Source organism: Actinokineospora sp. NPDC051303 (assembly GCF_055586285.1).
The window spans coordinates 1-26,640 of the sequence record NZ_JBVJIN010000026.1 but is presented as its reverse complement, the minus strand read 5'-3'; the positions used below and the strand labels follow the sequence as shown (position 1 = coordinate 26,640).

General features: G+C 68.0%; 22 protein-coding genes and 1 pseudogene. 12 read left to right on the top strand and 11 right to left on the bottom strand.

Annotated elements, in window-relative coordinates:
- Positions 1–206: 206 nt before the first annotated feature.
- The 9 genes and pseudogenes from ACZ6SD_RS20365 to ACZ6SD_RS20325 all read left to right on the top strand — a co-directional run bounded on the left by ACZ6SD_RS20365 (position 207) and on the right by ACZ6SD_RS20325 (position 12,413).
- Positions 207–1,226 (top strand): hypothetical protein, encoded by a 1,020-nt coding sequence (locus ACZ6SD_RS20365; RefSeq protein ID WP_465318522.1) that lies wholly within the window; start codon positions 207–209, stop codon positions 1,224–1,226.
- Positions 1,217–1,687 (top strand): pilin, encoded by a 471-nt coding sequence (locus tag ACZ6SD_RS20360; RefSeq protein ID WP_465318521.1) that lies wholly within the window; start codon positions 1,217–1,219, stop codon positions 1,685–1,687. Before ACZ6SD_RS20365 ends, ACZ6SD_RS20360 begins: the two co-directional genes overlap by 10 nt.
- Positions 1,687–3,918, top strand: a complete 2,232-nt coding sequence (locus ACZ6SD_RS20355; protein WP_465318520.1) for a hypothetical protein — start codon at positions 1,687–1,689, stop codon at positions 3,916–3,918. The genes ACZ6SD_RS20360 and ACZ6SD_RS20355 overlap by 1 nt, the downstream gene beginning before the upstream one ends.
- Positions 3,919–3,930: 12 nt before the next feature.
- Entirely contained in the window at positions 3,931–5,079 is a 1,149-nt protein-coding gene (locus ACZ6SD_RS20350) for a PrgI family protein (RefSeq protein WP_465318519.1), read from the top strand.
- A complete protein-coding gene (locus ACZ6SD_RS20345) occupies positions 5,076–6,980 on the top strand; it encodes a VirB4 family type IV secretion system protein (protein WP_465318518.1) in 1,905 nt (634 codons plus the stop codon). The genes ACZ6SD_RS20350 and ACZ6SD_RS20345 overlap by 4 nt, the downstream gene beginning before the upstream one ends.
- A 40-nt stretch (positions 6,981–7,020) precedes the next feature.
- Positions 7,021–7,818 (top strand): GP88 family protein, encoded by a 798-nt coding sequence (locus ACZ6SD_RS20340; protein WP_465318517.1) that lies wholly within the window; start codon positions 7,021–7,023, stop codon positions 7,816–7,818.
- 90 nt (positions 7,819–7,908) lie between these two features.
- Complete coding sequence (locus ACZ6SD_RS20335) at positions 7,909–10,356, top strand: type IV secretion system DNA-binding domain-containing protein (protein WP_465318516.1); 2,448 nt, start codon at positions 7,909–7,911, stop codon at positions 10,354–10,356.
- Positions 10,357–10,432: 76 nt separating this feature from the next.
- Positions 10,433–11,479 (top strand): replication-relaxation family protein, encoded by a 1,047-nt coding sequence (locus ACZ6SD_RS20330; RefSeq protein ID WP_465318515.1) that lies wholly within the window; start codon positions 10,433–10,435, stop codon positions 11,477–11,479.
- A pseudogene (locus ACZ6SD_RS20325) lies at positions 11,476–12,413 on the top strand (C40 family peptidase). Before ACZ6SD_RS20330 ends, ACZ6SD_RS20325 begins: the two are co-directional and overlap by 4 nt.
- Positions 12,414–12,554: 141 nt before the next feature.
- On the opposite strand, the gene ACZ6SD_RS20320 reads toward ACZ6SD_RS20325, so the two are convergent.
- Positions 12,555–16,571: a hypothetical protein gene (locus tag ACZ6SD_RS20320; protein WP_465318514.1), complete on the bottom strand. Its 4,017-nt coding sequence runs from the start codon at positions 16,569–16,571 to the stop codon at positions 12,555–12,557.
- Positions 16,572–16,817: 246 nt separating this feature from the next.
- Between ACZ6SD_RS20320 and ACZ6SD_RS20315 the strand changes: the two genes are divergently transcribed.
- Both ACZ6SD_RS20315 and ACZ6SD_RS20310 read left to right on the top strand, forming a co-directional pair.
- Complete coding sequence (locus ACZ6SD_RS20315) at positions 16,818–17,075, top strand: HEPN/Toprim-associated domain-containing protein (protein WP_465318567.1); 258 nt, start codon at positions 16,818–16,820, stop codon at positions 17,073–17,075.
- Positions 17,072–18,160 (top strand): HEPN/Toprim-associated domain-containing protein, encoded by a 1,089-nt coding sequence (locus ACZ6SD_RS20310; RefSeq protein WP_465318566.1) that lies wholly within the window; start codon positions 17,072–17,074, stop codon positions 18,158–18,160. Before ACZ6SD_RS20315 ends, ACZ6SD_RS20310 begins: the two co-directional genes overlap by 4 nt.
- Positions 18,161–18,304: 144 nt before the next feature.
- Here ACZ6SD_RS20310 and ACZ6SD_RS20305 read toward each other — a convergent pair whose 3' ends face one another.
- Both ACZ6SD_RS20305 and ACZ6SD_RS20300 read right to left on the bottom strand, forming a co-directional pair.
- On the bottom strand, positions 18,305–19,204 hold the full coding sequence (locus ACZ6SD_RS20305) for a DNA-processing protein DprA (RefSeq protein WP_465318513.1): 900 nt from the start codon (positions 19,202–19,204) through the stop codon (positions 18,305–18,307).
- Positions 19,205–19,281: 77 nt separating this feature from the next.
- Positions 19,282–20,415 (bottom strand): N-6 DNA methylase, encoded by a 1,134-nt coding sequence (locus ACZ6SD_RS20300; RefSeq protein WP_465318512.1) that lies wholly within the window; start codon positions 20,413–20,415, stop codon positions 19,282–19,284.
- Positions 20,416–20,653: 238 nt separating this feature from the next.
- Between ACZ6SD_RS20300 and ACZ6SD_RS20295 the strand changes: the two genes are divergently transcribed.
- Positions 20,654–21,505 (top strand): SH3 domain-containing protein, encoded by an 852-nt coding sequence (locus ACZ6SD_RS20295; protein WP_465318511.1) that lies wholly within the window; start codon positions 20,654–20,656, stop codon positions 21,503–21,505.
- Positions 21,506–21,645: 140 nt separating this feature from the next.
- Here ACZ6SD_RS20295 and ACZ6SD_RS20290 read toward each other — a convergent pair whose 3' ends face one another.
- From ACZ6SD_RS20290 to ACZ6SD_RS20255, 8 genes are all read right to left on the bottom strand, one after another.
- Entirely contained in the window at positions 21,646–22,080 is a 435-nt protein-coding gene (locus ACZ6SD_RS20290) for a hypothetical protein (protein WP_465318510.1), read from the bottom strand.
- Positions 22,081–22,299: 219 nt separating this feature from the next.
- The gene (locus ACZ6SD_RS20285; protein WP_465318509.1) at positions 22,300–22,869 is read right to left on the bottom strand and encodes a hypothetical protein; all 570 of its coding nucleotides are present in this window, start codon (positions 22,867–22,869) and stop codon (positions 22,300–22,302) included.
- A gap of 32 nt (positions 22,870–22,901) precedes the next feature.
- Entirely contained in the window at positions 22,902–23,300 is a 399-nt protein-coding gene (locus ACZ6SD_RS20280; protein ID WP_465318508.1) for a hypothetical protein, read from the bottom strand.
- Positions 23,301–23,729: 429 nt separating this feature from the next.
- Positions 23,730–24,014, bottom strand: a complete 285-nt coding sequence (locus tag ACZ6SD_RS20275; RefSeq protein WP_465318507.1) for a hypothetical protein — start codon at positions 24,012–24,014, stop codon at positions 23,730–23,732.
- A gap of 38 nt (positions 24,015–24,052) precedes the next feature.
- Positions 24,053–24,595, bottom strand: a complete 543-nt coding sequence (locus ACZ6SD_RS20270; RefSeq protein ID WP_465318506.1) for a hypothetical protein — start codon at positions 24,593–24,595, stop codon at positions 24,053–24,055.
- Positions 24,596–24,783: 188 nt separating this feature from the next.
- Positions 24,784–25,110, bottom strand: coding sequence for a hypothetical protein (locus tag ACZ6SD_RS20265; protein ID WP_465318504.1), 327 nt, complete (start codon positions 25,108–25,110; stop codon positions 24,784–24,786).
- Positions 25,107–25,928, bottom strand: a complete 822-nt coding sequence (locus ACZ6SD_RS20260) for a DUF7178 family protein (protein WP_465318503.1) — start codon at positions 25,926–25,928, stop codon at positions 25,107–25,109. Before ACZ6SD_RS20260 ends, ACZ6SD_RS20265 begins: the two co-directional genes overlap by 4 nt.
- Positions 25,925–26,640, bottom strand: a 716-nt coding sequence (locus tag ACZ6SD_RS20255; protein WP_465318502.1) for a hypothetical protein, incomplete at its 5' end; no start/stop codon positions are given. The genes ACZ6SD_RS20255 and ACZ6SD_RS20260, both read right to left, overlap by 4 nt.

The window sequence follows — 26,640 nt, the reverse complement described above, 5'->3', positions numbered from 1 at the left end:
CTGCTCAGCGGCTACTAAAGCCGATCATCCTCGACCTCTCGGCGGTGCGGCGTGCCTGCGTTGCTGAATCGTTCATGGTTGATCTTTTTAGTAGCGAGTAGGCGTGACAAGAAGATCACCCTTGTTCTTTTCGTGGTCTTTTCTTATCGACCGAATGGCTTCCTTGCGGCGTCGGTTTCACATCTTCTCGACGCGAGGAGTTCGCCATGACGAACACATCTGTGCACGGCTTTGATCGGGACAGTGACACGCATGACTGGTTGCCGTTGGACAGTGCTCGGAACACGTTCGGCTGGCTGGTTGCCGGGCCTGATCCGTTGTCGGTCGACGGTCGCCGGTTCCGGGGTCTGCCCGACCGGCGCATCCCGCTGGACGAGTTGCGCGACCGACTGCTGCGAAAGCAGTGCCCGCCCCCGACCCGCGACGCGGTGTGGGCGGACCTGGTGTCCCGTTCGCGCGCCGACGGGGCGACGTGGACGGTCGCGTGCGTCGGGATGGCGTTGCCCGCGCTGGCCGCCACCGCCCGGTGGTTGGCCGCCCGGTATCGGGGTGAGCGCGCCGATGTCCACGCCGCGGTGCTGTCCGGGTTCGTGGACGCGCTGGCGACTGTCGATGTCCGGGCGCCGGGGGTGATGGCCCGGTTGCGGTGGACCGCCCGGCGGGTCGGGCAGGCCGCACTGGAGGAGTCGCTGGACGCGCCACGACCGGTCCCGGACGGGTTCGGCTCGGCGCCGCCGCAAACGCCGTGGGGGCATCCGGATCTGGTGCTCGCCCGCGCGGTCGCGGAGGGGGTCCTGACGCGGATCGAGGCCGATCTGATCGGGGCCACCCGGCTGGAGGGGATGTCGGTCGCCGAGTGGGCGCGAGCCCACCGGGTCAAGCTCAAGACCGTCTACAGCGCGCGGGAGCGGGCCGAGGACCGCCTCGCCGCGCACCTGCGCCGCGAGGCGCTCGACACCGATCCCGAGGACACCGTCGTGTCCGTCGTCCTCGCCTCGATCGCCCTCACCCCCACCGTAGCCGCCGCCGACCAGTCACCCGGGGTGTCACTGGCTGTGAGCGGGCGACGGCTCAACGGCGCCTCGGGGCGAGCGACGAAATCGTCACGCCCGGTGCAGAAAAACGGTCCCGATTCCGGCCTTTTGCGGTGCGCGGAAACCCCGCCCCGGTCCCCGCGCACCAGCCCGTCCAGGCCGACTCGCCAGGAGCTGCCGCCATGCGCCTGACCATCCACCCACGCCCGGCCGCGACCACCACGCCGGTGTCCCCGCCCGCTCGCCCGCGGACGCCGCGGCACCACCACCCCACGCCCACCCGTCCGGCCAGGACTCCTTTCCGGTTCCGCTCGGTACGGCGCCTGCGCCGTCTCGTGGTCGTCGCCGTGTCCGTGGCGGCGGCGCTGCTCGTGGCCGCATCCCCGGCACACGCCGAGCCTCAGGTGCTGGCGCTGGTGGGCTCGATCGACGAGGTGTTGACCAACATCCGCAACTGGATCATGGGGATTCTGGCGGGAATCGCCACGGTGTTCCTGTCCGTCGGCGGGGTCCGGTACGTGATGGGCTCCGGTGATCCCGGGGAGATCGAGCGGGCGAAGACCGCGTTCAAGGCCTCGGCGATCGGGTACGGGCTGGCGGCGGTGGCGCCGCTGGTCGTCACCGTGCTCAAGGGCATTGTCGGGGCGCCCTGATGCGCCCCGACCCACGCGCAGACCCACCCGCGTGCGCCCGCGCTGACACCGACACCGAGCGGTCGATGGTCGTGCCCGACGCGCCGCGTGGTGTTCGCCGACGTCGGCGGACGGTGTGGGCGCTGGTGGTCGGCCTGGCCGCGCTCCTGGGCGGCGCGGTCACGGCCGGTGCTACCGCCCCTCCTGGCGGGTCGGCACAGGTGGCACTGGCCGCGGCGGCGCAGCCAGGACTACCGACAGTGCAACCCTGCGCGCCCGGCTCGACCGACCCGTTGTGCACCCTGTTTCCCAGCGGCGCCCCAGGGGCGTCGCCTTCCGGGCCGGTGCTGCCGCCGCTGCCCACCAGCCCGCCGACCTGCGTCACCGGTGGGCCGCTTCCGCCGGTCGACTGCGTGCCGCCGCCGACCGGGCCGAGTCCGACCGCGGCTCCCTGCACCGGGATGGGCTGTATCCCGCAGCCGGGCGCCACCACCGCGCCCGGCGGCCCCACCGCACCGGGGCAGCCCGGCGCGGGCGACAACGGGGACGCCGAGTGCGGGTTCTCCAACCCCGGTGGCTGCGTGACCAACGCGATCAACGCGTTCTTCCGGGGCATCGTCGAGTCCGCGCTCAACCCGCTGCTGGATTTGCTGTCCCGAACGCTGCTGACCACCCCGCTGCCGCGGGACCTGCCCCGGATCGGGGAGCTGTGGGATCAGTCCTGGCAGATCCTGCTGATCTCATATTCGGTGCTGATCCTGCTCGCCGGAATCCTGGTGATGGGCTACGAGACCGTCCAGACCCGCCACGGCATCAAGGAGATCGCCCCGCGCCTGGTGGCCGGGTTCCTGGCCGGTGCCTTGTCGATGTGGGTCGCCACCCGCGCGATCGAGATCGCCAACGGCCTGGCCCGCTCCATCATGGGCGGCGGAGTCGACCCTGCCACCGGGGGCGACACGTTGCGCAACCTGGTGATGGGGTCGCTCAACGGCGGCATCTGGATCATCTTCATCGGGATCTTCCTGGCCGGGATGCTCGTCGTCCTGCTCATCACCTACGTGGTCCGGGTCGCGCTGACCGTGATCTTGATCGCCGGGGCGCCGCTGGCGTTGATGTTCCACGCGCTGCCCCAGACCGAGGGCATCGCGAACTGGTGGTGGCGGGCGTTCGGAGCGTGCCTGGCCATCCAGGTCGGCCAGTCGCTGACCCTGATCACCGCGATGCGCGTCTTCCTCGCCCCGGACGGGTTCACCGTGTTCGGCCCGACCAGGTCGGGGTTGGTGAACCTGCTGGTCGCGTTGGCGTTGATCTTCATCCTGTTCAAGATCCCGTTCTGGCTGCTCAGGGCGGCACGGGGCGGTGGCGGCGGCCGGTCCCTGGTCGGGTCGCTCATCAAGGGCGTCATCGCCTACAAGACCTTCGGCCTGTTCAAGGGCGGGGGCGCGGGCCGTGCGGGGCGCGCGGCGGGGCGATCCCGGCCTGCCCCGGCGCCGACACCCGTCGGCGGGGCCGCCGCCGGGTCGGGTCGGCAGGCGCCGTGGTGGGACGTGCGTGCCCGCCGGGCCGAGAAGTGGATCAACCCTGAGCCGGGGATGCTGCCGATGCGGCTGCGCCGCCCCACCGGCGCCTCGTCGGTGGGGCACCTGGCCGACGAGCTGGACGACCCGAACCGCGGCATGCCGCAGCAGGCGGTGGACCCCGGCCAATTGGATTTGTTCGGCCCGGCCGGGCAAGCCCGCCGCCACGCCAGGCCGGTGCCGGTGAAGCATCCGCTGATCCGGCCCGAGCCGGGCATGCTGCCACTCACCCTGCGCCAGGCCGACCCGGCCCCGCCCCGGCACGCCCTCGCCGACGAACTCGCCGACCCGAACCGTGTCCCGCCCGGCCGAGCGCCGATGCGGCCCAACGCCGCCGGGCTGATCACCCGCAGTGGACGGGTCGACGCCGCCGCTCGGCCAGGCCGGGTCCGGCACCCACTGATCCGGCCCGAGCCGGGGATGCTGCCGCTCACCGTCCGCCACGCCGACCCCACCCGCACTCGGCGCACAGTGGCCGACGACCTCGGCGATCCCGACCGCGTCCCACCCGGCCGGTGGCCGAGCCCGCGTCGGGCTCCCGGCCTGATCACCCCGCAGGGGCACGTGAACCGGCTGGCCACCCCACCTAAACCCGCCCCGCCGCCAAAACCCACCTCGCCGCAGGCGCCCGGGCGTCGCCGACCTCCGCCCACCACCGCCCCGCCGAGCGCCTAGGGAGCCGTGCCGATGACTTCTCCTGTTCGCATCCCGGCCGATGTCGAGATGGCCGACCGCGTGCTCGGTCCGCTGACCGCGCGGCAACTCACCATCCTGGCCGTGACCGGCCTGGTGCTCTACGCGGGCTGGACGGTGACCCGCGGGTTCCTGCCGCCGCCGGTGTACCTGGCCGTGGCGGTTCCGGTCGGCGTGGTCGCGGCAGTGCTGGCTCTCGGGCAGCGCGACGGGATCTCACTGGACCGGCTGGCGCTCGCCGCGATCCGACAGCGCCTGGCGCCCCGCCACCAGGTCTCCGCCCCGGAGGGTGTGCGACCGGCACCGAAGTGGTTGACCGCCCACGCCACCACCACCAACGGAGCGAGCCTGGCAGCTGCACCGCTGCCGACCCCGGCCGCGGTGCGGCTGCCCGCGACCGGGGTCAGCGATACCGGGGTGATCGATCTCGGCTCGGACGGGGTGGCGTTGGTCGCGGTGGCGGGCACCGTGAACTTCGCCCTGCGAACCCCCGCCGAGCAGGAAAGCCTGGTGGCCTCCTTCGCCCGCTATCTGCACTCGTTGTCCGGGCCGGTGCAGGTGCTCATCCGCACCGAACGGCTCGACTTGTCGGGTCAGATCGCCGAGCTGCGCGAGCGGGCGGGTGGGCTGCCGCACCCGGCGCTGGAACAGGCCGCGGCCGAGCACGCCGACTACCTGGCCCGACTCGCCGCCGAGACCGACCTGCTGCGCCGCCAAGTCCTGCTCGTCCTGCGCGAACCCGTGCGGGCCGCGCCCGCCGACGGCTCCGGCAGCATGACCAAGCGGAGGTCGCTGCGCGGCCGGACCACGCGGGACGCCGTCCACCTCGACGGGGCGCGGCGAGCGGCCGAGACGCGGCTGGTGCGGCGGCTCGCCGAGGCCGTCGAGCTGCTCGGTCCCGCCGGGATCACCGTCACCGCCCTGGACGCCGGACAGGCCACCGCCGTCCTCGCGGCGAGTTGCAACCCGGACTCGCTGCTGCCGCCCTCGGCCGCGATGGCGGGCGCCGACGAGATCGTCACCACCACCGGGGAACCGTACTTCGACCCGTACCACCCCGGCCCCGACTCGGCCGACGACCCGGGTGAACACCGATGGGACGAGGACGACGACGTCGACGACGAGCGGAGGCGAACCCGATGACCCGCACCAAACGCCGCACCCGGACCGGCACGCAGCCGTCGGCGGGGGCGTTCGGGCCGGACTCGTTGACCGTCGGCGCCCGGCATGTGGAGGTCGGCACCGACTGGGTGTCGTCGCTGGCCATCGTCGGCTACCCCCGCGATGTCCACCCCGGCTGGCTCACCCCGCTGCTCACCTACCCCGGCCGGTTGGACGTCTCGCTGCACGTCGAGCCGATCGACCCGGTCACCGCCGCCAACCGCCTCAAAAAGCAGCTCGCCAAGCTGGAGAGCTCGCGGCAGCACACCGCCGAGCACGGCCGCCTGCACAACCCGCTGGTGGAAGCCGCGACCGAGGACGCCTACGACCTGTCCTCCCGCGTCGCCCGCGGCGAGGGCCGACTGTTCCGCATCGGCCTCTACCTCACCGTGCACGCAAGTTCCGAGCAGGCGCTGGCCGACGAGGTCGCCGCCGTGCGGGCGCTGTGCGCGTCGCTGCTCATGGACGCCAAGCACACCACCTACCGGTCGTTGCAGGGCTGGACGGCGACGCTGCCGCTGGGCCTGGACCCGATCGCGATGCGCCGCACGTTCGACACCGCGGCCCTCGCCGCGGCGTTCCCGTTCACCTCCGCCGACCTGCCCGCCCCCGACCCCGCCTCGGCGTCGGAGCCCAGCGGCGTCCTCTACGGCCTCAACCTCGGCAGCCAAAGCCTCGTGCACTGGGACAGGTTCGGCCAGGACAACCACAACGCCGTCGTTCTCGGCCGAAGCGGCTCCGGAAAGTCCTACCTGGTCAAACTGGAGCTGTTGCGGTCCCTCTATAGAGGTGTCGAGGTGTGTGTCGTCGACCCCGAGGACGAATACCGCAGACTCTGCGACTCCGTCGGCGGCGCCTACATCCGCCTCGGCGCGCCGAACGTCCGGGTCAACCCGTTCGACCTGCCCATCCACACACTCCCCGACGGGCGACGCACCGCCCCCAAAGACGCCCTCGTGCGCAGATCGCTGTTCCTGCACACCGCCATCGCCGTCCTGCTCGGCACCGAACTCGACCCGGCCGAACGCGCCGCTTTGGACCGCGGCATCACCGGCGCCTACCAGCACGTGGGGATCACCGCCGACCCCCGCACCTGGACCCGGCCCGCGCCGCTGCTGCGCGACCTGCGTGACGTCCTGGCCACCGGCGGCGACCACGCGGCACGCGATCTGGCAGCCCGTCTGCACCCCTACGTCGACGGAGCCTGGCGGCACCTGTTCAACGGGCCGACCACCACCACACCGGACGGACACCTGATCGTCTTCTCCCTGCGGGACCTGCCCGACGAAGCCAAGGCCATCGGCACCCTGCTCACCCTCGACACCATCTGGCGCAGGATCTCCAACCCGTCCATCCGCCGCCCCCGCATGGCCGTCGTCGACGAAGCCTGGCTGCTCATGCGCGAACCCGAAGGCGCCCGATTCCTGCTCCGCATGGCCAAAACCAGCCGAAAACACTGGGGAGCGCTGACCGTCGCCACCAACGACACCGCCGACGTTCTGCGCACCGAACTGGGCAAAGCCGTCATCGCCAACGCCGCCACCCAAATCCTGCTCCGCCAAGCACCACAGGAAATCGACGCCATAGCCCACGCCTTCACCCTCTCCGCGGGTGCTCGGCAATTCCTGCTCACCGCGGACAAAGGCCAAGGGCTGCTGTGCTCCGGCACCCAGCAAACAGCGTTCCACGCCATCGCCTCGCCAGTCGAGAACTATCTGATCACCACCGACCCGGCCGAACTCGCCCGTTACGCCGTCCACGAGGACGGCGCCGACGTCGACGACTCGGTGATCGACCTCGGCGCCACGGACTCCGCCGAGTATTTCCGCGACGAGTTCGGCGACGATTCGATCGGCCACGTTCACCTCGACATCGCGGCCTGAAACCCGTCTTCTCCACTCCTTTTCATCGAAGGGGTTCCCCATGTCTTCACCTGAAGGATCTCGCCCTGCGAGGTTGCTGACCCAGAACCGCGAAATGCGCTCCATCGGGGCGTGGAACTGGACGTTGCCCGCGTGGGCCGGGCGTTTCGACGACGGCCGCACCTACAACACCTGCCCGTCCGCCGGGGTCTGCCGACTCGTCTGCTACGCCCGCAACGGCACCTACCTGTGGCCCACGGTGCGGGCGAAACACCACGCCAACCTGAAGTTCGTGATCGACGACCTCGACGGGTGGGAGACCGCCATGCTCGCCGAGCTCGGCGCGCGGAAGTTCGCGGGAGCCTGGGTGCGCATCCACGACTCCGGAGACTTCTTCTCCGACGCCTACCTCACGGCGTGGCTGCGGATCTGCCGCGACCGCCCGGAGGTCAACTTCTACTGCTACACCAAGGAAGTCGACCGGTTCCGCCGTCTGGTCGCACCGGACCCGCCGCCGAACCTGCTGTGGGTGTTCAGCTTCGGCGGCACCCAGGACACCGCGCTCGACACCACCACCGACCGGGTGGCCGACGTGTTCCCCACGAACGCGGCGATCGCCGACGCCGGTTGGGCGTCTCAGGAAGCGTCGGACCTGCTCGCCGTGCTGGGCCCGCGGCTGGTGGGCGTGCCCGCCAACCGCATCCCGCACTTCCTGCGCACGCTACGAGGCAGGCGCTTCTCCCAGTGGCAGGCCGAGGTCGACGCCGCGCGCCACCGCGGCCCGCGAGTGCGGCTGGTCCCCACCCCGCCCGCCGTCGACGCGGCGGTCGCGGGCGAGGGCGACCGGCGCGCCGCCTGAGCGGCGACACCGGTCCCGATCATTCCCGGTCCCGTGTGGCCGGACTCCCGTCAGGAGGTTTTCGTGCATCGGTGTTCCGCGGTTCGGTCCGTGGCGTCGCCGGTCGGCGACTATCTGCGTGATCCGTGGGGGTCGCTGCACGCGGTCCTGGGCCACGTTCGGGACGCGGTGATCGCCTGGGGCCCGGTCGTCGGACCGACCCTGGCCGTGGTCGCCGGAACGCTGTTCGCCGCACACCGCTGGTGGGGTCGGCGGCGCCATACCGCGCTGCAGGTCGGTGCCCGGGTGGTGACGGTGCTCGCGCCGCCGGTGGTCGACCCGGACGGCGGCGCGGCGGTGTGGGCGAACCTGGTGGGTCTGCTTCGGCCGCGGTGGGCGCGGCGGGTCCACGGGCAGCCGCACCTGGCGTGGGAGTACGTCTTCGGCGCCGACGGCGTCCGCGTCCAACTCTGGGTGCCCGGGGCCATCCCACCGGGCATGGTCGAGCGCGCCGTCGAGGCCGCGTGGCCCGGCGCGCACACCCGCACCACCCCGGCCGCCGCGCTGCTGCCCACCGCCGCCGGTGAGCGGCTGGTCGAGTCCGTCGGCGGCGAGCTGCGACTGGCGCGCAGCGAGGCGCTGCCCATCCGCAGCGATTTTCCCGCCGACCCGATCCGGGGCCTGCTCGGCGCCCCGGTCGGCCTGGGCCCGCACGAGCACGCCGTCGCGCAGATCCTGGCCCGCCCGGTGACCGGGGCACGAGTCCGCAAAGCCCGCCGCGCCGCCCGCCGCGTCCGCGCGGGCAAATCCACGCGTCTGGTCGGGCGGCTGCTCGACCTGATCACCCCGCACACCCCACCCCGCCGCCGAACCGGCACTCCTCGACCCGCCCTGGATCACCAGACCCAGTTGGAAGCAGGCGCGCAGGACCGGGTGATCGTGGCCAAACAACGCGGCCCGCAATACGAGACCCGCCTGCGGTACGCGGTCGCGGCCGTGATCGACCCCGACCAGGACCGCGGCGCGGTCCGAGACCACCTGCGCGGCCGCGCCCACGCCATCGCCAGCGCGTTCGCCGCCTACTCCGAACACAACCACTACCGCCGCGCCCGGCTACGCTCCCCAGCCCACGCGCTCACCGACCGGCGCCTCCGCGCGGGCGACCTGCTGTCCGTCCCCGAACTCGCCGCGCTCGCGCACCTGCCCACCGACGACGCCGCCCCCGGACTCCAACGCGCCGGAGCCAAAGCCGTGCCGCCACCACCGGGGGTCGCCGCCACCGGCGAGACCGTCAAACCCTTGGGGGTCACCGACTCCGGCCAACCACGCCCAGTCGGGCTGCGCGTCGCCGACGCCCGCCATCACTTGCACATCCTCGGCGCCACCGGCTCAGGAAAAAGCGAGTTGATGGCGCGGATGATCCTTGCCGACGCCCAGGCAGGCCGCGGGGTCGTGGTCGTCGATCCCAAGGGCGACCTGGTCTCCGACATCCTCACCCGCCTCCCCGAACACCTCGGCGAGAAGGTCGTGCTGTTCGACGCCGACTCCAAAGCCCGCCCACCCGTGCTCAACCCCCTGGAAGGCCCCGACACCGACCGGGTCGTGGACAACCTGGTCGGCATCTTCGCCCGCGTCTACGAATCCGCCTGGGGACCCCGCACCGACGACATCTTCCGCGCCGGACTGCTCACCCTCCGCGCCCAACCTGGCCTGCCGACCCTGACCGACCTGCCCAAACTCCTGACCACCACCGCGTTCCGCGATCGCGCCCTCACCCACGTCCACGACGACGTGCTGCGCGGATTCTGGTCCTGGTACGACGACCTGTCCGACTCCCACCGCGCCCACGTCATCGCCCCACTGATGAACAAACTCCGCGGCTTCCTCCTGCGCCCCTTCGTCCGCTCGGCCATCGCAGGCGGACGATCTACAGTGGACATGAGCACCGTCCTCGACGGCGGAATCTGCCTCGTCCGCATCGCTCGTGACGCGTTGGGCATGGACACCGCGCGGCTGATCGGGTCCATCGTCGTAGCCCGCACCTGGCAGGCCGCCAGTGGCCGAGCCCGCATCCCCCAACGCGCACGCCGCGACTGCGCCCTATACGTCGACGAGTGCCACAACTTCCTGAACATGCCCACCCCGCTCGAAGACATGCTCGCCGAAGCCCGCGGCTACCGGCTCTCCGTCACCCTCGCCCACCAATACCTCGCCCAACTCACCAAAGAACTCGAAGAAGGCATCTCCACCAACGCCCGCACCAAAATCATCTTCTCCGCCTCACCCGAAGACGCCAAACGCCTCGCCCGCCACACCCAACCCCGCGTGACCGACCACGACCTCGCCCACCTCGGCAAGTTCCACGCCGCCGTCCGACTCGTCGTCGACGGCGAGGAAGCCCAACCGTTCACCGCGAAAACCGAGAAACTCCCACCCGCGATCCCCGGACGCGCCAAACGCATCCGCCACGCCGCCCGCGTCAACACCCAACCATCCACACCAGACCCAGCCGCGAGCCCCCCGGTCCAACCCGCCGCCGACCCCCGCCGGGCCGCCTGACCGACAGCGGCCCTCATAGTCCCTGCCCCGCGCCCGGCTGGCACGTCGTCCATCACCCGACCTGTGGAGAAACCACATGATCACCAACCCTCCCAGCCAGAAAACACTCCGAGGGCACATGCCCCAACGCGTCACTCCACGTGCCGCGGCCAGCGCCGAGCACCACGCGGCCCTCGCTCGCCACCTGCAACCCCGAGACCTGTGGCTGGCGCGGATGCTCTACGAGCACAAAGTCCTGACCAGCCACCACATCGCCGCACTCGCCTGGCCCTCCCTCCGGGCGGCGAACATGCGACTGCTCCAGCTCTACCGGTGGCGACTGGTGGACCGCTTCCAGCCGTTCGTCACCTTCGGCGCCGCGCCCATGCACTACGTACTCGACACCGCCGGGGCCCTCGCCGTCGCCCATGAAGCCGGCCTGGATCTCAAAGAGTTGGACTTCCGCCGGGACCGGGAGATGGGCCGTGCCCGCTCCTTGCGCCTAGCGCACACCACCGGCATAAACGGCATCTTCGCCGCACTGGTCCACCGCGCCCGCCACCACCACGACCTCGCCGTCACCGCCTGGTGGTCCGAAACACGCTGCACTCACCTGTTCGGCGACGTCGTCCGCCCCGACGCCTACGGCCGGATCATCGACAACGGGAACCGCGGCGTCGAGTGGTTCCTGGAGTTCGACTTCGGCACCGAAACCCTCACCAGGCTCGCCAACAAGCTCACCGGATACGAACGACTCGCCACCACCACCGGCATCACCACCCCCATCCTCGTCTGGCTGCCCTCAACCCGCCGCGAAACCGGCGCCCGCACCGCACTCACCCGCGCGCTCCACGCACTCGACCAACCCCACCTCGTCCCGGTCGCCACCACCGCCACCAACACCGTCGCACCAGACCGAGCCCTCGACCCCAGCGCCGACCGGTGGCTGCCGCTCACCCCGCCCACGCCAGTCCGCGTCGGCCTGGTCGACCTCACCCGCGTCTGGCCGAACGCGACCGTCACACCCACCCACCCCGGCATCGACCCCGCCACGCGGACACCGACCGGCCTTCTCCCCCCGCCACCACCGATGCCTCCCGACCAGCCGAACTACCCGCTCGACAACAGAAGGAACCCACGGTGATCAAAGCCGCCGCCATCGGGCTGACCGCCTGCCTCGGGCTCGTCAGCCTCATCGGAGGCGCCGCGGACGGCGCCGCGCAGATGCTGTTCGGCAGCAGCGACAGCCCGCCCAGCACCAACGCCCTCACCGACATCCCCGAGAACTACCTCGCCCTGTATCGGGCAGCGGCCACCACCTGCCCCGGACTCGACTGGACCGTGCTCGCCGCGATCGGAAAAATAGAATCCGACCACGGCCGCCTCAACGCCCCCGGTGTCACCAGCGGCGAAAACTACGCCGGAGCAGGCGGGCCCATGCAATTCCTGCAAACCACCTTCGACAGCGTCACAGCACGACACCCGATTCCACCCGGAGGTGCGACACCACCATCCCGATACAACTCCCACGACGCCATCCACACAGCCGCCGCATACCTCTGCGACTCAGGAGCCCGCGACAACCGCGACATCCGAGCCGCGATCTTCGCCTACAACCACGCCGACTGGTACGTCTCGAAAGTCCTCACCCAAGCCGAACAATACCGCAGCACCCAAGGACCCGGCGGCGACACAACCGTTAGCACTGCCGCACTACGCGCGATCAACTACGCCGAAGGACAACTCGGTCTTCCCTACGTGTGGGGTGGCGACGGCCCCGAGGAAGGTGGATTTGACTGCTCGGGACTGACCAAATCAGCGTATGCTGCGGCTGGAATAGCGCTCCCACGGACCGCGCACACACAGTTCCAGCAGGGCCGCGGGTTCCATCCGACACTCAACTGCTGCCCGGCGACCTCGTCTTCTACGGCGACCCGGCCACCAAAATCTACCATGTCGGCATCTACATCGGGGCCAACCAAATCATCCACGCGCCAACATTCAACCAGACCGTTCGCATAGGGTCGCTACACTGGAAAGACGATGGATATGCAGGTGCCACACGACCAGCAAATTAACCATTGCCGCAATTCCGCGCCAGGTACACCAACCCACCGACCGGGCCAGAACCAATGCGCGCTTCGTGGCATCAGAGCGCACTTCCGGGAAAAGCAGCCAACGGCAGATCCGCGTTCTAAGTGGCGCACCTACAATAGGTACTACTCCGAATAGACCGTTGACAACCATTGGCCAGCATTTGCGGGCGAGATCGACCAGGCGAGAGCGAGCAATTCAAGCCCATTGACTTCGTTGCTGATTTCGCTAGTGGGATCTGCCATCTTGACTGCGAGCGTCTGCGAGGCGAGCGAGGCCGACGAGTCGTCGAGTTCAGACTGTAGCTCTACAAGCAATGGTTGAATGCTTTCTGTGATTGCGACAGTAACACGATCGCCGGGGAATGAGCGCAGTTCGACGAGAGTGCGTCTTAGGAGTTCAACATGGCTCCGGATGTCAGTCTCGTTGCCGTGCTCTTCGGGGCGACATGCGTGAAGCGTTCTCAAGACTGATACCGCATGTATCGACTTGACGAGGCGTATGAAGAGATCGGGCAGCGGCGTCGCGAAGGGCTGCCCCAGGGCTTTCCCCCAATCGTGGGCGGGATCGTCGAAGTGAGGTGCCAATGTTGTGGTGAGCACCTTGTGCATCGTGAGTGGAATATGTTGGTCTCCGAGTCGTGCAATGACGAGAGGCTCAGGCCCAAGGTCGGTAGCCTTGATCTCTTCTTCTTGGAGCAACTGGACGATGGTGTTGCAGGCGTGCGTCCAGTCGGTAATGGTTTGCACGTCGATGACAAGCATTGTGCGGGTCGGCGGCCAATCGGAACCTTTCATGTCCTCTGGTGAGCAGTCGACGAACGAGGCCTGGACGTCGCGCCGACGAAGCGCTGCTTGAAAGCACCGCTTACGTGCCAGGGCACGCTGCCCCGCTGTCCGTCTGGCAACATCGGCGACGGCGTGCAGCGGGTTGACAGGCTTTCCGCGGCCTTGTGTCCTGGCAGCAGCTGGGCCGTCGCCCCAGGCGAACTCGGCGAGCACGGCGTAGAGGTCGACAAGCATAGTGTCAATCTTGTCGAGTTCCAGGGGCGCCTCGACGCCGATGAGGTACCAGCGCTCGGTTTCTCGGATCGTCGCGACGTACCGTCGAAGGTTGTCGCCGACATGGGAGGCGAGTGAGCGCCATGACGGCGGCCTCTCCAAGAGTCGACTGGTCAAGTTGTGAACGATCCCTGAGACCAGGGAATGGACAGCGTCTGACTCGTTCGGCGCCGATTGGCCGGGACCGAATGCGACAGCATCGTCGGAGAAGAACGCCACCATGAGGTGATCAGCTTGCTCGGCCAGGCGCGCACGTTGAGGCACAACCTCGGGAATCCTGATGCCTGTCAGGAGCATCCGAGTGATGCGGTCAAGGTAGCTGCGTAGGTCCGGAAGCAGGTCGTGGACTTGTTGCACACGCAGGGTGGGCTCGGAGGTTCCTGCGGCCTGTAGGGCGATCCGCATGGTGACGAGATTCCACGACTTCGCCGCAGGGGGGTGGAAGTGGTCTGAGGCCATGCGCCGTGCGGCAGGGATCTCTTCCTCGGGCAGAGCTGCGCCGCCAGGGCCGACCGCGGAGACTTCGACGAGCTGGGAGTCGACGAAGCAGAACGCGAGCAACTCTCCGAGAGCGGTGGCCGCCTTGCCGATGTCGCCGTGGAGTTCGCGGCTTGCTGCCAGGAGACGGGCGCTGACGGTGACCGCGCCGTCTTGGTCCGATTGGCCCAGTCCGATGAGCCAGGGGGTTTCCCGGTAGATGTCGTGGACCAGCCGGTCGTGTCCTCCAGCCGCGTCAGTGAGGGCGGCGGCGACCGCCGCAGATGTGGTCTTGGCTGTAGCGAGGACTTCGGCGACGTCGTGGATCGGAATGCCGTGCAGGACCTGGGTGAGCCCTGGAGCTGACCTCAGGGACTCGGCGACCGTGTCCCAGTCGACCGCGCGGGTGTCGACGAGGGCGGCGAGCAGGTGGACTACGTCGTCTTTGCACGCGCTGGCCGCGATCGCGGCTGCCACCGTCTGGTCGTCGAGCCCGGCGAGCACCCTGTCTCGCAGGGCAGATTGGCGGGGAGGAAGTTCCGCGATTTCGGCCATGGCGGCGACGATCTCGGGGCGGGTGTTGCGTAGCGGCTCGATGCCGGCGATGACGAACGTCAGAAGGACCTGGTAGAAGGCTGGGGCGACGTGGCGTCGGGTGATCTCTGCCCAGGTTTGGGCGGTTCTTGTGAAGTCGATGATGCGCAGGGTGTGTATTGCCCGCGCCCACGTCGTCGGGGAGGTGGAGGAGGGGAGGCGGTCGATGAGGTGATCGACGACGATGTCGTCGAGGTCGGGGTGCGCGGAGAGGGCTCCGACGATGAAGGGCGCCAAGGCAGCGTCGTCGAGGGCGGGCAGCAGCGATCGCACTGTGTCGGCGAGGGTCGGGGGCGGTTGGTCGTGGACCGCAGTCGACAGCGCCCTCGACCGGAGTTGGTGCATGCCGGTCAGGACCGTGCCTTGTTGATGGACGAGGTGTTCGTTGGCGAGGCGGGCGAGGGCTTGGCGAAATCGCCCATCGTCGGCTCCCACGATCCGCTGGACCGCACGCAGACTCACCATGGCACCCCATTGGTGTGCTGTGGCCACGGCGGCGACAATTGCCAGCTCCGCCGACCGGTTGTCGTGAATGCGTGCCCGGACCTGGTCGGCGACGACGTCGGACAGACGCTGTCCTCGGGTCAGTAGGTAGGTGAACTCAAGGGTGAGGCCGCCAGCCTTGTCGTAGGCGTCCTGCCAGTGCGGTAGCGCTGTTGCTCCCCGTTGCAGCAAGCCTTCGTGGATCTGTCGGGCGACCTCCTCGTCGAGACCCACGGGGATCAGTACCGAGCGTGGCAGCGTCCGGAGCGGAAGTAACTCCTCGTTGCGCGCCGAGCCAAGCAGCTTGACCCCGGCTACGCCCTCCAACCGCAGAACCAGGGCGTCCCAGGCGCGTGCGCCGGATTGCCCGACCGCGTCAACGACCAGCCCCACCGGTGTTCTGGCAGTGGGTTTAGCGGCCAGCACCAGCCGGGCGAGCGGCTCGACATCGGCGTTATCGAGACGGCGGACGCGGTACCAGAGCACATGCCGGGTCACATAGGCCGTTGCCCACATGACAGTGGACTTGCCGACGCCAGACGGCCCACTGACGAGAGCAACGCCATTTTCCTCGATCGCGCCCACCACCGTGCCGGTTACGGTCGGCCGCGGCGTGGGCAACCCGGCGACGATGTGGCCGGGTTGGACATCGACGCCCTCGTAGAACCGCACGGTATGCAGGGGAGTGCCGAAATCGACCGGCTCGCAGGCCCCTGACGTCAGCGCTTCTTCCAGCGCAGCGACATCCACCAGTGCGCCAATCTCGGTGACGATGCGTTCCACACTGGTGCGAGTCAGGCCAGACCGCTCGGTGTAGTTGCGCGAGGTGTTGGCGTCGGCGCACGTCGCGACTGAGTCCCGCAGCGCCGACACCATGGGGCCCGCCGCAGCCCGGGGCACGTCTACCCTGGTCAAAACCATGTCTGCGGTCTGCTCGGCTGCCTCGTGCCAGGGCAGCACGACGACGCTAACCGCAGCGAGGATGCTGCCGACCTCGTCACCGGAATGGCCAGCATCGCTCAAAGCGGCCGCCACTGCGGTGCGCACGGGGTTGTCCACCGCCAGATCGGCAAGAGTCTCGTCCCAGGCACCCGTCTCGGCACCCACGACGGGGCGCTCCAGAACCAAGACCATTAGCTCCGACAACGCGCGGCGCTTCATCCTCGTGCGCACCATCTTCATCACGAAAGCCGCCACGGTGGTGAGGCGGAAGTCGCCGACGCGTTCCTGTCGAGACTTCACCTGCACCTGAATCGGGACCAAGGCTTCGCAGGACATGTCCTCGAAACCCTCAGGCACGACCCGGTCAACGACGAGGCCGCCGGTGAGCATGCGACCGCACAGCCACGCGCCCACCATATGCTGGTAGTGAAACCCGCGACTGGCGTTGCCTCCAGCGCGACTGTCGGCCCACACCTGCTCATCGGACTCCACCACATCGCCGGCCCGGCCGAGGCCCTGCTTGCTGGCGCCCTGTCTGGGCGCGCTCTTGCTCTTCGGGGCCCGACCACCTGCTCGACGCGACATCCATCCCCCGACGCTCAAATTATCCACAAGCCACTGGCACGATCGGCAAGACTACAAGTCGAAGCTACCGGTGGGCATCAACGATGCCGGTGATTCCGCCAGGTCAGGGGAGTATCACGGCGTGGACGGTTCGGAGGGAGGCGGGGTGATGAGGTCCTCAAGCCCTCGCGGCTCAAGATCAAATAGGTAGTGTGAGGTGCGACATGACGGCATCGACGGGCGCCAAGGTTACGGTGGAGGCGAAGCTTGGGTACAGAAATTACGCTCGACGTGGCCGGCATGTCGGTCACATACAGCAAGAACCACCGCGGAACCGATCACGGATCGATCTTCCAGGAACAAGACCGAAAGGCGATCAAGAGCGACCAACTCAACTACAACTGGTACGAGGAGGAGGACGAGGACCCCACACCCTCCGAGATGGCGTTCACACGACCGCTCAAACACGTCGTTCCCCGTCTCGAACTCCTCGGCTTCGTCTCGAACTCCTCGGCTTCACAATAGAGCGCGTCCGGCGTGAATATGAGGCCGTCGCGCAAAACTGGCAGAAAGAGAGGCATCACCTTCAAGTCGGTGACGAAGAGCCAATTCCCGATCCGATGAACTTTGTTGAGTTCGTCGCGTTTGCCGCCACGAACCCGCTCGACAGTCTCGACGACACCGTTGCCTCGGACGCGGGCGACGCGAGCGAAGCTCAGATACAAGGTCGCTTTAATGGAATAAAGTTGGAGCGAGTCCCCGCATATCGATCCGACGAAATCCACGCTTACTCGGAGCGCGACTTCTTCCGCGTGTTGGTAAGTTTCCTTCACCCCTATTCCGTCTTGCGACTCTTGGCGGAGATCGAAGCGAACCAAGATACACCTGTCGTCTGGCAATATGGACCGTTGGTGCAAGCCGGATGGGCAACAGAGCGGGACTTCAAGCCTGGTGCCCGGCGGACCGACACATTCCTGATCGCGACCGAGGGTAGCTCGGACGCCCGTATCCTGGAGCACGCGCTCAAGCTGCTACGGCCAGATATCAAAGATTTCTTCCGCTTCATCGATCCGAGCAAGAAGCACCCCTTCCCCGGCACCGGAGACCTGGTGAAGTTTGCAAAAGGGCTCGCGAACATTGATGTTCACAACAAGGTTCTTTTCGTGTTCGACAATGACGCAGCAGGGCTTGACGCGCACCAGCGCCTGTCCCATCTCGAACTGCCAGCGAACATGTGCGGGATGATGCTGCCTGAACTAGAGGAGTTCCGCTCGTTTTTGACTCAAGGCCCCGAAGGAATCCACGACTCGGACATCAATCAACGCGCCGCGTCAATTGAGTGCTACCTCGATCTTGACTTCGGTGGCTATCCTCCGGCGAAGGTGCTCTGGGTCAGCCCCAAGGGAAACTCAGATATCCGCCAGGGGGTGCTGGAACATAAATGGACCTATATGAGACTATTCCTCAAGCTTAAGGCCGAGGCTATGACCGAAGTAGCGTACAACTTCCACAAGATTGAGACCGTTCTCGATTCCCTTGTCGCGAAATGCACAGCGATCACAAGCGGACAATGGAACCCTGCCGATGTTGAAGTTGGGGATAACTTCTGATCACCAAAAACATGGCCTTCCATAGATCTATATGTGCGGATATGGCCATGGACCGGCATCAATTTTAGGTGAGCTTTTCAGGACTTGGTAGAGCTAGCTTCGCGTGGTGTTGCGAGTGGCGCACGGCAAGGTCGGGAAGGCGGTTCACTGGATTCCGCGTTGGTGGTTGATTTGGGTGGCGTCGCTGATGGCGGTGGCTTGTCCGGTGCGCAGTAGTTCGATCACGCCGACGGACTGAGGGGAGGTGACGGGGCCGGGGATGCCGTAGACGCTCCTGCCCAGTGTTTTGGCGGTGTGGACGACGATGTTGGTGTTGTTCCGGGGGCTGCGCTCGACCACGACGGTGGCTGCGCCGAGGGCAGCGAGGAGCCGTCCGCAGGCGAGCATGCGGGCACGGGTCGGTGTGGTGCCGGACGGGTACTCGCTGATCATGAGGCCGGCGGTGTCAAGGATTGTGGTGAACAGGTTGGACTGGCCGGCCGGGTAGACGAGGTCGGTGCCGTGGGCCAGGACGGCGATGGTGGTTCCGTGGGCGACCAACGCGCCTCGGTGTGCGCTGCCGTCGATTCCGTAGTTGCCGCCGCTGATGATGGTCACGCCCGCGCGGGCGAGGTCGTAGGCGAGCTCGGTGGCGACGTGTTCGCCGTAGGGAGTGGCCGCGCGGGAGCCGATGATGGTCACGGTCGCGGTGGTGGTCTCGCGGAGGCTGGGGGTTCCGCGGACCCAGAGCCCGAGCGGGGCGCCGATGCCATGGCCGGACATGTCGCCGAGCAGCCCGGTCGGCCAGTCAGGGGACTCCGGGGTGAGCAAGGTCGCCGTGCCTGCCTCGATCGCGTCCAGGTCGGCGTCTATGGGCGGGTCGGGGCGGAGGATCTCGGCGAGGACGCCGGGCGGTGCTTCCCTGGCTCGGATGCGGGCGACCGCCTCGATCGGGCCGTGCGCGGCGACGAAGGCGTGCACGGCGACGGCGGGTGGTTCGGTGGCGCGGAGCAGGAACATCCGGGCGCGGAGTTCGTCGGAGATGGCGGTGTGCGGGGTGGACATGGGTGATGTTCCGTTCTGCGAGTCGGGCTGTGGCCCCCCGGTTCGGGTGCCTGGCGTGGTGGGCCGGGTGCCTGAGTTCAGGGCTGCCGGTTTTGGGCGTCGGGCGCCTCGGCCGCCCTGATGCCGTCGGTGTCGTCGGGTGTGGTGTTCAGGACGTCCAGGGCGGTGAGCAGGCGAAGTGCCCGCTGGGCGGCCCGCGTGGTTCGGGAGATCCGGACGGCCTCGTTGCGTTGGGCGAGCGCGCGGTCTGCCCAGTCGGGGTTGGCGAGGGGATCGGCCACCCCGAGGATCACGGTCGGGCCGAGTTCCCAGAGGGTGGCGTTGACGGCGAGGACCGCGATGGCGAGATCGTCGATGTCGACCGCCCACCAGCTCGCCGTCGCGGGGTTGCGGCCTTGGTCGCGCATCGCCTCGGCCATCGAGCGGAAGAACCCACCGGTGCCCGCGGCCGGGTCGTGGACCGACTCGCCCTCCTTCGGAACACCCGCCATGCGGGCGATCAGGTCGGTGAGCGGGCCTGGGGTGTAGATCTGGCCGCGTGCGGTCCTGGCCTTGTCCGAGCGCAAAGTCATCAGCACGATCCCGAACATGTCGACCTCGCGTCGGCGACCGTTGCCGGTCAGGCGGAGCTGCCCGGCGCGGACCGCGGCGTCGGCGACGTCCTTGGCCGCCTCCAGCACAGGACCGCTGATCGGGTTCGCGCCGTGCCAGGGCCCGATCAACGACCACGCGGCGTTGACCAGGTCCGGCCGGTGGCGCACGAAGATCGCCCACTGGGTGCGGGCGAACGCGGCGAACTCCTCGGCGTCGATGCCCAGCAGGTGGTCCTCGGCGAACACAAGACCCTCCTCGCCGCCAGGGGCGATGAACGCCAACACCGCAATCACCGGCAGCGGAACGTCGATGCGTTCGGAGCCGTGGGCCCGGTGCCACGCCTGGGCCACCTCGTCGGCGATCTTCTGTGCGTGCTCATCCGGCGGCGCCGGAACGGACACCACCCGCCGGGGTGGTTGCTTTTGCGAATCCATAAGGGTGTTCCAATCCGTGAACAGATGCATCAGGGTGCCCGCCGGAGCGGTGAAGCGGTTGTGGACCTGCTTGGCGGCGGTGAGTCCTAGGTCGTGGACAAGTCGTTGCGAAACCCGTGCCGGTCTCGGCACCAGGTCGGCGTACTCGGCCGCCAACGCCGGACGTAGTTGCGCGGCGCGCACGAGGACCGTGCGGTCAGCGAGGCGGCACCAGGCGTCGACTCCCGCGTGCGGAGTGGCGGTACTGCGATGTTGCCGCCATGACCGCCCCCGGGTCGGCAGGAGGAAGGAGCACGCGACCGAGTCGGGGTGCTACTCCACCGCCACCGTGTATGCCGACTGAAAGGCGCCACGACCTCTGGCCGCGGCGGTCGATGGGAGCATCGGGTCTGGTCTTGCCGATCAAGTGAGAGGAGTGCTCGTGTCCAACCTCAAGGCACGGGCGTGGAAGACGCTGGGCATCGCGCTCGTCATCGGCTCTGTCATCTCCGCGCTGGCCATTTACGAGGGGTTCTCCGATTCGATCACCTCTGTCGACGGGAGGTCAGTCGGTTACCTATCCGGGACCGCGAACGTCCGGACCTGCCCGTCCACCAGTTGCGAATCGAGCGAGACGTTCACCCGTAACCGTCAAGTGGTGCTACGCGGCATTGTCGACGGCGAGGAGATCGACGGATCGAATAAATGGGCCGAAGTGGAATACGGCACAGGTGCACGGTATGTGCATTCAAGATTTGTCAAGGATAGACCGATCTCGGTGAGCGAAGGGCTCGAAGTCGGCGTGAACGCCTTGGCCGTACTCGTCTTTGTGCTTCTGTTCGCCGCCGCCAGTTGGCAACGAGGACACACCATCGCCGCAAGGAAGGAGACCGAGACCAACGCCCTGCTGCTGGCCGTGACGTTCGGAGCCGGGATTGTCGCCGGGATCATCGGATTCGTCTTCGCCCGGATCGACAACCAGACCACACCCGCGTTCCTGTCCAGCGCTTTCGCCAATGTCGGCGCGGGCCTGGTAGGCGCCGCCGTGACGTTCGTATTGTTCCAGGTGGTGCTGAGCAGGAGAAATCCATCTCAGCAGCAGATGGCCAACATCGAAACAGCTCTATACCAGATACTCGACCACCGTCTCAATACCGTCCAGCGTGAGGACAATCAACTCACTAAGACCCACAACGGCAAGCCCGCGATGCAGGGCATCTCTGCCACACGGTGGACAATGGCTTTGATGACCATCGCCTGGTTGGTTCGCAAGCGCAGGCGGCGGTCCCGGTGACCACCTGGGCGACGGTGGTAACTCGCTGTTCCCGCTTGACCAGCGGGGTGACCTTGTCACATCACATGGTCTGGTCCGCGATCATGGAGATGTCCAATGGCCAGGACCACGACCGCGCGGGTGTGCTGGGCGGCCCGCGGTCAGCCGTAGACGACTTGGCCGAGCGTGGCGATCTGGACGATCGCGTCGTTGCCGACGGCGTCGAGTTGGCAGAGTTCGTCGGTGGCGCTCTCGTGGTCCTGGGCGTTGAGCACGGCGGCGATTTGGTCGACGATCGAGCGGGCGAGCGGGATGGTGTCGCGCTCGTGCACGATCCGCTGCATGGTCGCGAGCATCAGGTTGTGGTTTACGGTGAATTGTTCGCCGGTCTCGTCCTCGATCAAGTCGACCGACCAGGTCAGGACCTCGTCGGGGCTGATGTCGGTACCGTCACGTGCCGTGACCGTTTCCTTGACGGGAGTCGCCCAGTAACGGCGCATGCCGTAGGAGTCGATCCACATGCACCAGGTGTCATCGGGTGTCAGGACCGATGTGACCGGCTCCGCCATGTGGTGTGGGTTCGTCTTGTCGCTCATCTCGTGTCTCCGTCGACGCTGTCGGACAGTTGTGTTGGTCGGTGATGAACTCGCTGTCCTCGCAGGCTTCGTAGAGCCGCCGGATCAGCTCGGCCGCGGCAGGTGAGGCGCCGCGTATGGCCGAGTCGCGTGTTCCGCCAGCCTCCGATGTCGTGCCCCGCACCGCACGGTGCTGCGGCGGTCGACATGACACTGGATGTGGGGAAGCGTGGCCTGGGGTCACGCGGGTTTGGCGTAAGTCGCCTCTTGGTCACGAACCCAGTTCTGCACGTCGATCGGTTGCACTTTTCTGAACTTCTCGCCGGTGAGGCTGCGTCGTCGCTCGTCGTTGCGAACATGGAAAGCGCGTATCCGCACTATGGCCGCGATGCGCAGGACGTAGGTGGCGAAGTCGTTCGCGTAGCCCTGTTCGGCGGTCACGGCCGCCAGTCCTTTGTCGATCTTGCGCAGTGTTCGGACCATCGCCTCCGCGCGTCGCAACTCGACACGATGTGGTGCGTATCCATGCTGAAATCCCCACGCGTGCGTGTTGCCGCGGTCGACGTACGCGGAGACCATGAAGTCCGCCAGCGCGATCTCGTCGGGTGTCCCGTCGTCGCGCGGGTTGAGCAGTTCGCCCTGATCGTCGTGATAGACCACGCGGGCGACGAGTTGGCGGATGCCGAATGCCTCCTCGGCGTCGAGCAGCAGCCCGTAAATGCGTGATCGCCCCATGATGGATTCCTTCCGGCGACGTTCGCGATTGCCGTGCCCGGGGCATGATTGGTTGTGCCGGTGGCCTTCGGGCATACGATCTTGATCGGCTCGCATGATTCGTGATGTCAGGGCATGGGAGGCGGTGGTGCGCCAGTGACGGGATCACGCACGTTGAGACGGTCACCGTTCATGAGGGAGTGCCCGCCCTTGTCGCGGCGCACACGGAACCAGCCATCCCAGTGGGCGCGTTCGGGTCGGGTGACGGCGAGGTCGACGGTGCCGGGCTCCAGGTCGTAGTCCCACACCCGTAGCCCGTCCACGATCCGCACCCCGTCTGCGGTGACGAACCGGTCGTCGTGCTCGCGCAGCGCGTCGATCAACGCGCCGATCACATCGGCCATCGAGTTGCCCGCGGTTTCTTCGGCATCGCCCGAGGCTCCGTCCACGGCTGCGCGCCACGCGTTCACGGACTCGGCAGCCGCGCGGATCACGCTGTCGTGCTTGTCGTCTCGATCGTTATTCATGATCAAACTTCCTCACGATCCAGTGGAGAGAGACAGGAACTCACCGGGCGTTTCTTGCGGTGCCCGTGTGGCGACCGACGGCGGCGAGGTGGAGCCGACGATGGTCAGCCGACGTTGCCGCCGCGTGACCAGGCTCGGGTGTCGCCGCCCAGATCGACGGAAACGGTGTTCTTGGCCAGGACCTGCCAGGTGCGGCGGTCGCCCATGACCTGCCGCTTACCCACGGCGCATAGTGAACCCGCCGCGCGCGTAGGTGGGCGGGCGTAGTCGGCCGCTTGGAGCAGGCCGCCGTGGTGGTGGGACCGGTGCGGCAGCCGGTGGCCTCGTGGGTCGGTGAGGTGGACCAGGTCGTGGTCGTCGTTGCTGAAGAGGCGTGGAGGGTTCCTTGGCGGAAGCTGTCGGCATGGTCGCGTCGAGCAGCGCGATCCTCTACGCGCCCGCGCCTGGGTGGTGGGGTGCGGGGGTTTCGTGTCCGTCCAGTTCAAACAGTCGCTCTCCGGGAAGGGTGGAGATCTCGGTGATCGTGACGCCGTCAATGGTGGTGTTGATGGTGACGGCTTGGAGACCGCGCACGAGTCGTCGGGCGTCGGTCTCGGACGTGGCGGCGGATCGCGACACCCGGACTACCGCGCGGAGATCGACGTCGAAGGCCCACCCGTCACCGACCGTTGTGTGGGCTGGGTGGGGGTGGTGGGGGAAGGACTGAGGGGTCATGGTGTTTCCGTCCGTAGTGGTCGGTTGCTCGGTAGGGATCAGCGCTCGTGGTCCCCACTCGCGGGTGGTGGTGTGAGGTGGTCGGGTAGTTCGGCCCAGCGTGAGCCGGTGCCGGGCAAGGACAGCCCGGGGGTGGGTTCCGTCTTGGTGGTGGGGATCTGGTGCAGGGAGGTGATGCCCGAGGGGGTGTCGGTGTAGGCGGGAAGCAGCGCGTAGGCGGGCAGGTGTGTGTTCCCGTACCGGATCGTGGCCACTGTTTCGGCCGGGAGACGGGCCAGCACTCGGGCGCGCAGAGAACGGGACCAGGAGCGGGCTTCGGTGGTGTGCCAGTCCGCGCTGCGTCGGGAGCGGTGGTCGTAGCAGTCGAGCAGTCGCAGGATCGCGACTGGGTGGAACACCTGCTGGGCCACCTCCACCGCGCCTGCCCAGGAAGGACCGGTGGCGCCGGTGCTGCGGTGGTGCTGGCGCAGGAGCATCCGAGCGACCGGAATCATGTCCGCCGGACTGCTGATCAGCCCGGTGTGCAGGCCCGCGTTGGCCAGTCCGGCGATGTGCGCGCGGTGCAACTCGAACGAACTCATGCGTTAGTCCCCCCTTCCACGGGGTAAAGGATGGAGATCTGTGAACCAATGCCATGCGGCAAGGCATCGACCGCGACCGGTCGCGCGGGGGTCGAACGCGGACATCGAATGTCGCGCTGTGGAAGCGCGACAGTGCGGAGCTCGTCGTACCTGGTTCGCGGACGCTTCCGAGATCCAACCGTCTGTGATCAGCGGCCCCGTGATTCGCCGCCGGCCTGGTGGGAGCCGTCCACTGTGGTGTCTGCGAAGACTCCTAGCTCGACTGGTTCGTCTGGCTGGTAGACGCGCGGGTCGGTCTCGCCTCGGTTGCGCGCGTCGATGTCCGGATGGTCGGGGCGTGGGGTGTGGACCTCTGCGATGACCGTGCCGTCGGGGAATTGGGTGACGGTGAGGATGTGTTGTCCGTCGGCGGTGCTCATGCCTGCTTCCAGCAAGTGGGCGGGCAGTCGGTAGAACCTCACCGGGGACTCGCCTGCCGGGTTGTTGTCGGTTGGGTTGTCGGGTTGTGGGGTCATGGCAGGTGTCCGGTGATGGGTTCGCCGCCGGTGATGTGCGGTAGGTGTTGTTCGCGGAACCGTGCCCAGTCGCGTTCGGCGTTGGCGCGGGCCGCGGCTTGCCCTTGGCGGGAGGCGGTGTTGGTGGTGGTGTGGTTGAGGCGTTGGCGGACCAGCCAGGTCACCGCCTGCACCTGGTGGGCCGCGACCGGGGTGTTCTCGGTGTGGGTGATCAGGCGCGCGGCGTGCTGGTAGAGCGCGGCCACATGGTCGTAATGCCGCTGGCCGACCGTCCCGTCGACCCGGGTTCGGCCGCGCAGCGGGGAGGTGTTGTACGCGGCGGCGGACAGCCCTTGCCCGCAGGCCACCGAGAGGGCATGACGGTCGACCACGACCAGCGGTGTGGCGGGGTCGGGATCTCCGCCGTGTTCGATGAGGTGGGCGAACGCGCGGACTTTCGGGCCGGTCAGGACTCGGGTGTGGTGTTCGCCCGCGAGCAACCGGTCGGCGGTTTGGCGCTGGGTGGAGGTGGCGAGGGTTCCGCAGGCCGGTCCGCCGATGCCGTGTCCTGTGTGGATCACGCGGGCGGCGGTGAGCAGGTTGGTCAGCCACTGTTGCTGGGGCGAGTACAAGGCGATCATGCCCGCACCGAGCGCGACATCCCCCCGGGCGATGCCCCCGGCGATCCGGTGGGCGTCGGCGTACCAGCGGATGCCGTGGACGCGTTCCCGCCTGGTGGCCTGCTCCCAGTGCCACAGGATGTTCTCGTGCCCCACCGGGTGCGCGCGGAACCAGGGGTGCTCGGACGGTCGGACCAACGTCCGCGTGGCGCCGCTCATGAGCGGTGCCCGAACTCGGTGAGGTCGGCTGGGACCCAGCAGACACAGGACCCGTAGTGCTCTCCGCAGTCGTCGCAGGTGCCGCAGGCCGTGCACATCCGGGTGACCGGGTCGATGGTGCCCGCCGCGCAGCAGGTCCCGCACCTGGTCAGGCACGGGTCCGTATCGGCCCACAGTGTCCACGCGGGTTCGGGATAGGTGTAGAGGAAGGCGTCGTTGGAGTACCAGATCCCGTCGTCCCAGATCCCTTGGTCCTCGTTGAAGATGTAGGCGTCTTTGCGGTAGCGGGGATCGACGGTGAGCACGACCAGTTTGTTGCGTGGGGTCAGCCACCGGGTCAGCCGGTCCCGGCCCCGGCGTGAGTCCCACGACCCGAACGGGCGGCGCGGGAGGAAGTCCTCCGCCGCGATCCGGGTGTCACAGCGCCGATCGTGTCGTCCTGGGCGGACGGTGGCTGGGAGGATGCCGTTGTGGGCGAGCACGGTGCGCCGGTCGCCACCGAGCGGGAACGGGTGGCAGTTCGCCGTCCCGATCGTGCCGTGCGTGCCCAGCCTGCTGTGGAACAACGCGGGCCCGTCCGGGTGCGCCGCCCGGGTCCGGGCGAACTCGGCGATCAAGCGTTCGGCGTTCATGTCGTGCGCCACCACGACGTCGGTGTCGGTGACGATCGCGAACCCGTGCCCGTCATCGTTCAGTAGCGCCCCGTTGGCCA